General features: G+C 64.1%; 1 pseudogene. It reads right to left on the reverse strand.

Annotated features, from left to right (window positions below):
• A pseudogene (locus UB48_RS28340) lies at positions 1-304 on the reverse strand (methyl-accepting chemotaxis protein); the annotation flags it as partial.

Below are 304 nucleotides of genomic sequence, written 5' to 3' on the forward strand. Positions count from 1 at the left end.
CCAGCAGGTTGGTCTGGTCGGCCAGGCCGCGAATCACATCGAGCACCTTGCCAATATCACGCGACTCTTCCGCCAGGTTGCCGATCAGTTCGGCAGTGCCTTGCACGTCGGTGCTCATGCGCTCGATGGCGCTGACGGTTTCCATGACCAGGTCACGGCCGTCACCGGCCGAGCGGGTGGCTTCCTTGGAGGCTTCCGAGGTGCTCACGGCATTGCGCGCGACTTCTTCCACGGCGCTGGTCATCTCGGTGACGGCCGTGGCGGCCTGTTCGATTTCGTTGTTCTGTTGCTGCAGGCCACGGGC

The sequence above is a fragment of the Pseudomonas sp. 2(2015) genome, assembly GCF_000955865.1.
Taxonomy (GTDB): Bacteria; Pseudomonadota; Gammaproteobacteria; order Pseudomonadales; family Pseudomonadaceae; genus Aquipseudomonas.